This window comes from uncultured Paraglaciecola sp., assembly GCF_913058035.1.
Lineage (GTDB): Bacteria > Pseudomonadota > Gammaproteobacteria > Enterobacterales > Alteromonadaceae > Paraglaciecola.
Genome location: NZ_CAJXPA010000191.1, coordinates 1 through 7,455, shown reverse-complemented (window position 1 = coordinate 7,455; position 7,455 = coordinate 1). Strand labels below are relative to the sequence as shown.

Here is a 7,455-nt window from a genome sequence, read left to right as displayed (position 1 = left end):
ATTAATAGCTGCACACTGACTCGGTTGCCATAAATTATGTTTTATATAGCCATCTCATAACACAAGCAGATTTATTAGTGGGCATCATTGTGCAAGTCTTGCATCAAATAAAAATCTGGTGCAAATTATGTAAAACGTTTATGCGGGAGCATTTGTGAAAATAGTATCTTTTTTATGTTTGTTTTTTGTCAGCGGGTCGATGCTGGCTGCATCTAGCCATATTGGCAATGTCAAAGGTTATACCCTTAATAATGCTGGAGAACTTATCCATTTTTCAAACATGGTTTTTGATGCGGGAAAAGTTGTGGCTATCGGCGCAGAGGAGCTTCGCCAAAAATATCCTAATGCAACCTTTATAGATGGTGAAAATAAAGTGTTGTTACCGGGGCTCATCGACGCTCATGGTCATGTGATGGGATTAGGTGAAACATTATTGCAAGTTGATTTACGTGAAAGCAAATCAGCTTTAGATGCGGCAAAAATGGTGCAGGCATATGCTAAAACTCAGCAAGATTTGCCTTGGGTAACAGGGCGAGGCTGGAATCAAGTGCTCTGGCCTGGTAAGGCTTACCCCACTGCCAGTTTGTTAGATGAATATGTCAATAATAAGCCTGTAATGTTGTCTCGAGTGGATGGCCATGCCAGTTGGGTTAACACAAAAGCCCTTGAAATAGCCGGTATTACTAAAGATACTCTGGATCCTCCGGGCGGAAAAATTGTGCGGGATGAACAAGGTAACCCTACGGGAGTCTTAATTGATAATGCGGAAAGCTTAATGCTTAAACACCTGCCTAAAATTTCTGAAGCTACGTTAACTGCGCAATTAAATGCTGCCGGCGAACATTTGCTTTCTGAGGGTATAACCAGTGTGCATGATGCCGGTATCGGTAAAGTGGTGTACAACTATTACAAAAAACGTGTGGCTGAAGACTCGTTACCAGTGCGCATCTATCCTATGATTGCGGCAACCTCAGCGGATTTGAGGCAACTATTAGAAACTGGCCACGTGCAAGACCAATACGACTGGTTATCTATCAGAAGTGTTAAGGCATACGGTGACGGTGCCCTTGGTAGCCGAGGAGCTGCCTTGTTGCAACCTTATTCTGATGCCCAAGATAACACGGGTTTATTGGTAACCCGTGAGCAAGATTTAAAACCACTATTTGATTTGGTTTTGGGCAAGGGGTTTCAACTTAACTTTCATGCCATAGGTGACAGAGCCAACCGTTTAGCCCTAGACCAGTTTGCTGATAGCTTTGAGCGAATGGGTGGGAAGTCACTTCGTAACCGTGTTGAACATGCTCAAGTGGTAAATGTGGATGATATTCCTCGCTTTAAAGCTCTAAATATTATCCCTGCTATGCAACCTACCCACGCTACCAGTGATATGAATATGGCGAAAGACAGAGTCGGTACCGCAAGATTAAAAGGCGCTTACGCATGGCAAACCTTCTTAGAACAAGGCTCACCCGTGGCTTTCGGATCTGATTTCCCGGTGGAGCTCTCCAACCCATTTTTTGGTTTACACGCCGCAGTTACTAGGCAAGATCGAAACAACTCACCAGACAGTGGCTGGATACCTAGTGAAGCGGTGACACTCAAACAAGCCTTCCGTGGTTTTACTTTGGATGCAGCTTACGCAGCTCACCAAGAGAAAATTTTAGGCGGATTAACGCAAGGGAAGTGGGCTGATTTTATTTTGATAGACCAAGATATTTTTACAACATCACCTCAAAATATTTGGAAAACCCAAGTGCTTGAAACATGGATTGCGGGTGAAAAGCGCTACACAAAAACGCCTTAGTTTCGATATGTAAATTAAGAGGCCATTTTGATAATTTTAAATTGGATATTGGCCTCTGCTGCGTAACACAGTGCTTTTATCAATATTGCGTAAAGAAGTGTCAGTACTCAAACCGCAAACACTGGACCAAAAATCTGGCTAAATACCTTTGCCTCAATATTTGAAGCTATGGCAATAGCGCCAATGATGACACCGATGCGTCCCATCAACATATTCATATTTCCAAAGGTGGTAAATAGTTGTTTTGCTGTGATTAACTCTTCTCGACTTAAATTTAGATCTTCACTAAACAATACTCCAAAAGCATTATTGCGAGATTGTTTCGAGCTGCCGGCGAAAGTGAGAATGAGTGCTGGTGGAATCACGATTAAAAATGAGGGTACATTTACAAACATCATTATTTCGCCACTCATCAACATGGTCATTGAAGTCATGCTAACAAATACAATTATTCCAAGTAAAAATATTATTAAGCCTCTTTTAGTTTTAGTTAAAAATTGCAGGCTGGTCAAAAGTGCTTGACGGGTATACCAGTAATAGGCTTTTAAAGATGTTTGTTCTGCTAAACAACAACATTCTCCTGCCAAATCACTCAAAACAGAACCTTTCAACTCATTTGGTAACGTCCAATGCAGGAATTTTTCGATTAGTCTTTGGGGATTCATTCGCTGCACACTTTATATTGGATAGATAAGTTCACCCCTGCCACATATTGATTAACGCCTCTTTACTGCGTTTAAGTCCTTTTGCCCTCGAGCCGTAAATTTAAAGCACTCCTTGGCGCGTCCATCTCTTTCTGGCGTGTTCTCACCCATTTTACTGGTGAGCAAGCATTTTTTCTAACTTTTCTAACCTTTCTAAGGCTGTATACAGTGCGCCAGTTGCCACATCACGTTTTAATGTTTATGAGAGTAATTGGCTAATGGCAAAGCAATAGGGGTTGTCACTTAGATTAAGAATGGATGACAAAACAAATTGCTCAAACTTGCCCAAAAACTTTTTCATCTATCATGGAAACTGCAACTAATAGTTGAATATCTACAATACAGATTATATAAAAGCAAAATCAATATATTTTATTTTTTAGAGTAAATAACATTCACTTTTGATTTGTTGCAGATAAAACCATATAAACACAATTTTGCATATTTCCAGGTAAAGACTGTTCAGGATACTCTATTTCAATAAAACCGTGAGATTGATAACACTGGTGCGCCGCAGTATTGTCTTTGAACACAAGTAAAGAGGTGCCTTTGGCTGATTGATCTAAAAAGGCTTGCTCAAGTATTTTTGTAGTTAATATTTTGCTAATCCTTGAACGCGGTGTTTGGGATTAACTGCGAGGCGTCCAAGGTGATGATGTACTATGCGCCTTTAATATTGACCAAGTGTGGCAAGTTGTTGCTCATCGTTTAGTAGACAAAATGATTTGAAATGCTCAGCTGTTAGAGATTTAAGAAAGTTTTCGTCAGACATGGGATAGGTCATATTTGGCCCTCCCCATGTGTAAATTTCCTAATAATTACGAAACCAATTTTTTATCTGTAAATACTGTTGTTCAGTCGAGTAAATTAGTGACATTGGTTTAGCTTTTCTAGTTACTGTCCAATATATAAAGTGGTGACCCACTTTTCTTCGGTAATAAAGTTCCACGCCCAAGATGTGTATTTTTCACCTAAACCTCGCTTCACCGCATCGTCAAGACTGATACCTTTGGCTTTCATGCCTTTTACCGTGGAAGCAGTATCAACTAGCATATCCAAAGCTTTTTGATAATCGGCTTTAGTAGCTAACTTACCGTGTCCAGGGATTATCTTAGTATCGTCTTTCAGCATCCCAATCAGTTTAGTTACGTTATTAATATAACCAGTAACCGTGCCTCCGCCATCTATATCAATATAAGGAAAACGTCCTTCAAAGAACAAGTCTCCAGGGTGTAAAACATTGGCTTCTTCAAACCATACTACGCTATCGCTGTCGGTATGACCTGCTGGCATATGCATGACACTGATGGTGTCGCCATTAAAGTGAAAGGTCACACCTTGTTGAAAGGTAACAACAGGTAGTTCTGCGTGTGTATGTTCTTCTTTTTTTACCAAACGTTTACGCACATTATCATGAGCAAATATAGTACTACCTTTGACTTCCTTGAAGTAGGCATTGGAACCAGTGTGATCGCCATGATAGTGAGTATTCACGACGTATTTAATCTCTGTGTTTGAAATGTTGTTAATAGCGGCTGCTATTTTTTCAGCCAATGGAGCATACTGGTCATCAATGATCAAGATACCTTCAGGACCAGCAGATACGCCAATATTGCCACCCATGCCCTCTAGCATATGTACAGTTCCACTCACAGGTTGGCTAGTTATCTTTGCATCGGCCCACTTGTTTTGTGAAATAGCAGAATGAGTTGCAAAAAAGGCGGTGATCGCAGTAACTAAAAGAATTTTTGAACGCATAAATATTGTCCTTTGATTAAAATTAAGTAAATCCTAGACGTTTGCTACAACAGACTACAAACTATAAAAAATATAAGACCGTTAAGATAACCCGCATGTTTCAATTTACAAAACGTATTAGCTTCATTTTTTTCGCGATCAGTCTGGCAACTGCTTTTTTTATTAACTTTAAGATCAGTCCAACTTGGGTTGAAACCCAATTACAATATCAAACATATGATAATGAATTAGGACAGTTGGTTTATCGCGCGAGCGCTAAAGAGAATACGATAGAAAATCTTGTACCTTATACTGAGTCCCCTCTAAGACAATCAATTCTGAATAACCAACAAAGTAAGCCTTCTCTATCACAGCAGTGGGTGTATAAAAATGGTATTGATGACATCGTTTTACTTAAAGCCGACTTTCATTTTGGCATTTGGTCATTATTGCCTGCCTTAGTAGCTGTTGTTTTATGCTTAATGACTCGTGAGCCTCTGGTTGCATTATTTGCCGGAATAGTGATAGGTGCAGTAATGTTGGGGCGATTCGATATTACCCATGAGGTATTTATCCCTAATATAGGTACATCAAGTGCTGCATCTATTTTGATTTTATATTTATGGTTGCTCGGAGGTTTAATGGGCATGTGGGCAAAAACAGGCGCGGCCAAGGCTTTTGCCGATCATATGAGTCAACATTATGTAAAAGGCCCACGTTCAGCCAAGGTTGTCACTTGGTTTTTAGGCTTGGTGTTTTTTCAAGGAGGCACCATGAGTACAGTATTGGTAGGTACAACAGTCAAACCCATTGCGGACAAGGCTGGGGTGAGTCACGAGGAACTCAGTTACGTCGTTGATTCTACCGCTTCACCTATTGCGTCGATCATTGCATTTAATGCTTGGCCTGCCTATATACAGGCTTTTTTGTTCATTCCAGGGGTTGCATTTTTAGCCACAGAAAATGACAGAATAGCGTTCTTTTTTGCTAGCATTCCTTTTAGTTTCTACGCGATATTTGCTGTTTTAGGCACTTTATTGCTTAGTTTGAACATTACCACATTTAGTGGCGCACCACTAAAAAAAGCAATCAAACGAGTGACTGAAACAGGCGAATTAGACGCACCTAACGCTTCACCGATTAGCGCTAAAGAGTTACACGAAAGCCAAGTTCCTGAAGGGTATACAGCTCATAGATTAGAGTTTATATTACCTTTAGTGAGTCTAATTATAATCGCTATTAGCTCATATTTTGTAACGGGTTCACCACAAATTCATTGGGCTTTCTCAGGCGCTTTGTTTTTATCTATTTTTATGGCTTTGGCAAAAGGAATGGCACTTAAACATGTGTTAGATGGTTTTGGTAATGGCTTGAAAGGCGTAGTGGTGGCTTCTGTTATATTGATGTTTGCCCTGACGATAGGTGTGCTGAGCAAACAATTGGGTGGCGGCATCTATTTGGTTGAATCTTTGGGGGAGCACATCCCGTTTTGGTGTTTACCTATAATTTTACAACTTATGACCATGGTTATCGCGTTTTCAACCGGCACTAGTTGGGGCACTTATGCCATTGCTTTCCCCTTAGGTTTACCTTTGGCATGGACCATTGCTCAGAGCCAAGGCTTAGACAACCCTGAACTGTTTATGATGGTCTGTTTCGCTACTATTTTGAATGGCAGTGTATACGGTGACCAATGTTCCCCTATCTCAGATACCACTATTTTGAGTTCGATGACCACAGGGTGCGATTTAATGGATCACGTGAAATCGCAGATTGTGCCAGCAACCTATGCCGCAATCCTCGCAGGCATATTATGGACAACCACTGTATTGATTTTTGCCTAGGAATGGCGTTAATTAATCTCGCGTTATAGTTTTGGGGGTGGTTTTTGAAACATAAGGCGAGGATGGTGTAAGTGTTTTGGAATATGCCTAAAAAGGTGGCTCAATAAAGCGGCCGCTATTTAAAGTACTAGCGTTTCAGATCCCTTTACATATTTAAACCTCGGTTTTGTTTCTCCATTAACCTGTACCGTTTCAATAAACATACTTAAAGGCCTGACCCATAGACTTCTTGAACCATAAAGAGGGCGATAAACCACCAATTCAGTTTCATCTTCTGAGTGTTTAGCTACACCAATCACTTCGTATTCATTACCTTTGTAATGACGGTAACGTCCTATTTTTAATGCCATATTTATTTCTCGCTGTCTAATACTCGTTAATGCTGTGCGGTAAGTCGCTTTTGTCTGATCTGTTGCCACGTGATGACGATCAATTGAACCGCAATGATCGAAGAGCTAGCAATCAGTAAACCATGCCAATCAATAAGGTTTAGAAACACACCAGCACTTAACGCCGCAGTAGCTTGGCAACCAAAAACCAAAAATTCATTTAAACCTTGGACTTTAAATCTTTCACTAGGTTGATAACTTTGCGCCAGTAAAACCGTACCGCCAACAAACAGAAAGTTCCAGCCAATGCCTAATAACACTAATGCAGCCCAATAATTAAGCCATTCGCTGCCAGTCAGTGCAATTAAAATAGTGCTGACATAGGCAAATAAACCTAAGTATATAATTTTTGAAGTACCCAATTTACTGATTAACCAACCACTAAACAATGAAGGAAAAAACATCGCAAAAATATGACTTTGGATCACCCATTTGGTATCTTGCAAGGAGTAGGCTTCATGCACGTGCATATTCACAGGTGTGGCGGTCATAATAAAACTCATTAATGCATAACCCACTACTGACGCAGAAACAGCCAAAATAAAGACTGGCTGGCGTGCTATCACTGTTAACTTACGTCCTGTATTTTCAGACGTTGCTGTGACAACATGTGTATTATCAATTTGAGTAAAAAGTAAGCTGCATAGCAACAGTAAGGCTGTTAAATAAAATCCGCCGACAAAGGCTTGATCTGTGACCAGTTGACCAAAAGTCACTAACTCTGGACCTAAGATAGCGGCAACTAAACCGCCTAATAACACAGTCGAAGCTGCCTTGGGTATTAACTCAACAGTGACTGATTCAATAGCAGCAAAACGAATTTGCTGGATCGCAGACATCATCATGCCCAATAAAAAAGCCGCTATAACCAATCCTGAAAAGTGGCTATTTGCGATACTCGCAGCGGCTAATAAGCAAGCTAATCCACCCATAATGGTAGCCGAAATAGATACGGGTTTTCTTCCAATGTGTTGCAT

The 7,455-nt window shown here is 40.4% G+C and carries 6 protein-coding genes; 2 read left to right on the top strand and 4 right to left on the bottom strand.

The window, feature by feature from the left end:
- The first annotated feature begins 199 nt into the window (after positions 1–199).
- The gene (locus QZ562_RS17970; protein ID WP_293763243.1) at positions 200–1,804 is read left to right on the top strand and encodes an amidohydrolase; all 1,605 of its coding nucleotides are present in this window, start codon (positions 200–202) and stop codon (positions 1,802–1,804) included.
- Positions 1,805–1,911: 107 nt separating this feature from the next.
- On the opposite strand, the gene QZ562_RS17965 is transcribed toward QZ562_RS17970, so the two are convergent.
- A complete protein-coding gene (locus QZ562_RS17965; protein WP_293763241.1) occupies positions 1,912–2,469 on the bottom strand; it encodes a hypothetical protein in 558 nt (185 codons plus the stop codon).
- A 933-nt stretch (positions 2,470–3,402) separates the two neighbouring features.
- Positions 3,403–4,266, bottom strand: a complete 864-nt coding sequence (locus tag QZ562_RS17960) for an MBL fold metallo-hydrolase (RefSeq protein ID WP_293763239.1) — start codon at positions 4,264–4,266, stop codon at positions 3,403–3,405.
- A gap of 95 nt (positions 4,267–4,361) precedes the next feature.
- Here QZ562_RS17960 and QZ562_RS17955 point away from each other — a divergent pair, with 95 nt between their 5' ends.
- Complete coding sequence (locus QZ562_RS17955; protein WP_293763237.1) at positions 4,362–6,089, top strand: Na+/H+ antiporter NhaC family protein; 1,728 nt, start codon at positions 4,362–4,364, stop codon at positions 6,087–6,089.
- A 119-nt stretch (positions 6,090–6,208) separates the two neighbouring features.
- On the opposite strand, the gene QZ562_RS17950 is transcribed toward QZ562_RS17955, so the two are convergent.
- Together QZ562_RS17950 and QZ562_RS17945 are read right to left on the bottom strand one after the other, a co-directional pair.
- Positions 6,209–6,439: a DUF1653 domain-containing protein gene (locus QZ562_RS17950; RefSeq protein WP_293763235.1), complete on the bottom strand. Its 231-nt coding sequence runs from the start codon at positions 6,437–6,439 to the stop codon at positions 6,209–6,211.
- A 26-nt stretch (positions 6,440–6,465) separates the two neighbouring features.
- On the bottom strand, positions 6,466–7,455 hold a 990-nt coding region (locus tag QZ562_RS17945), incomplete at its 5' end, for an MFS transporter (protein ID WP_293763233.1).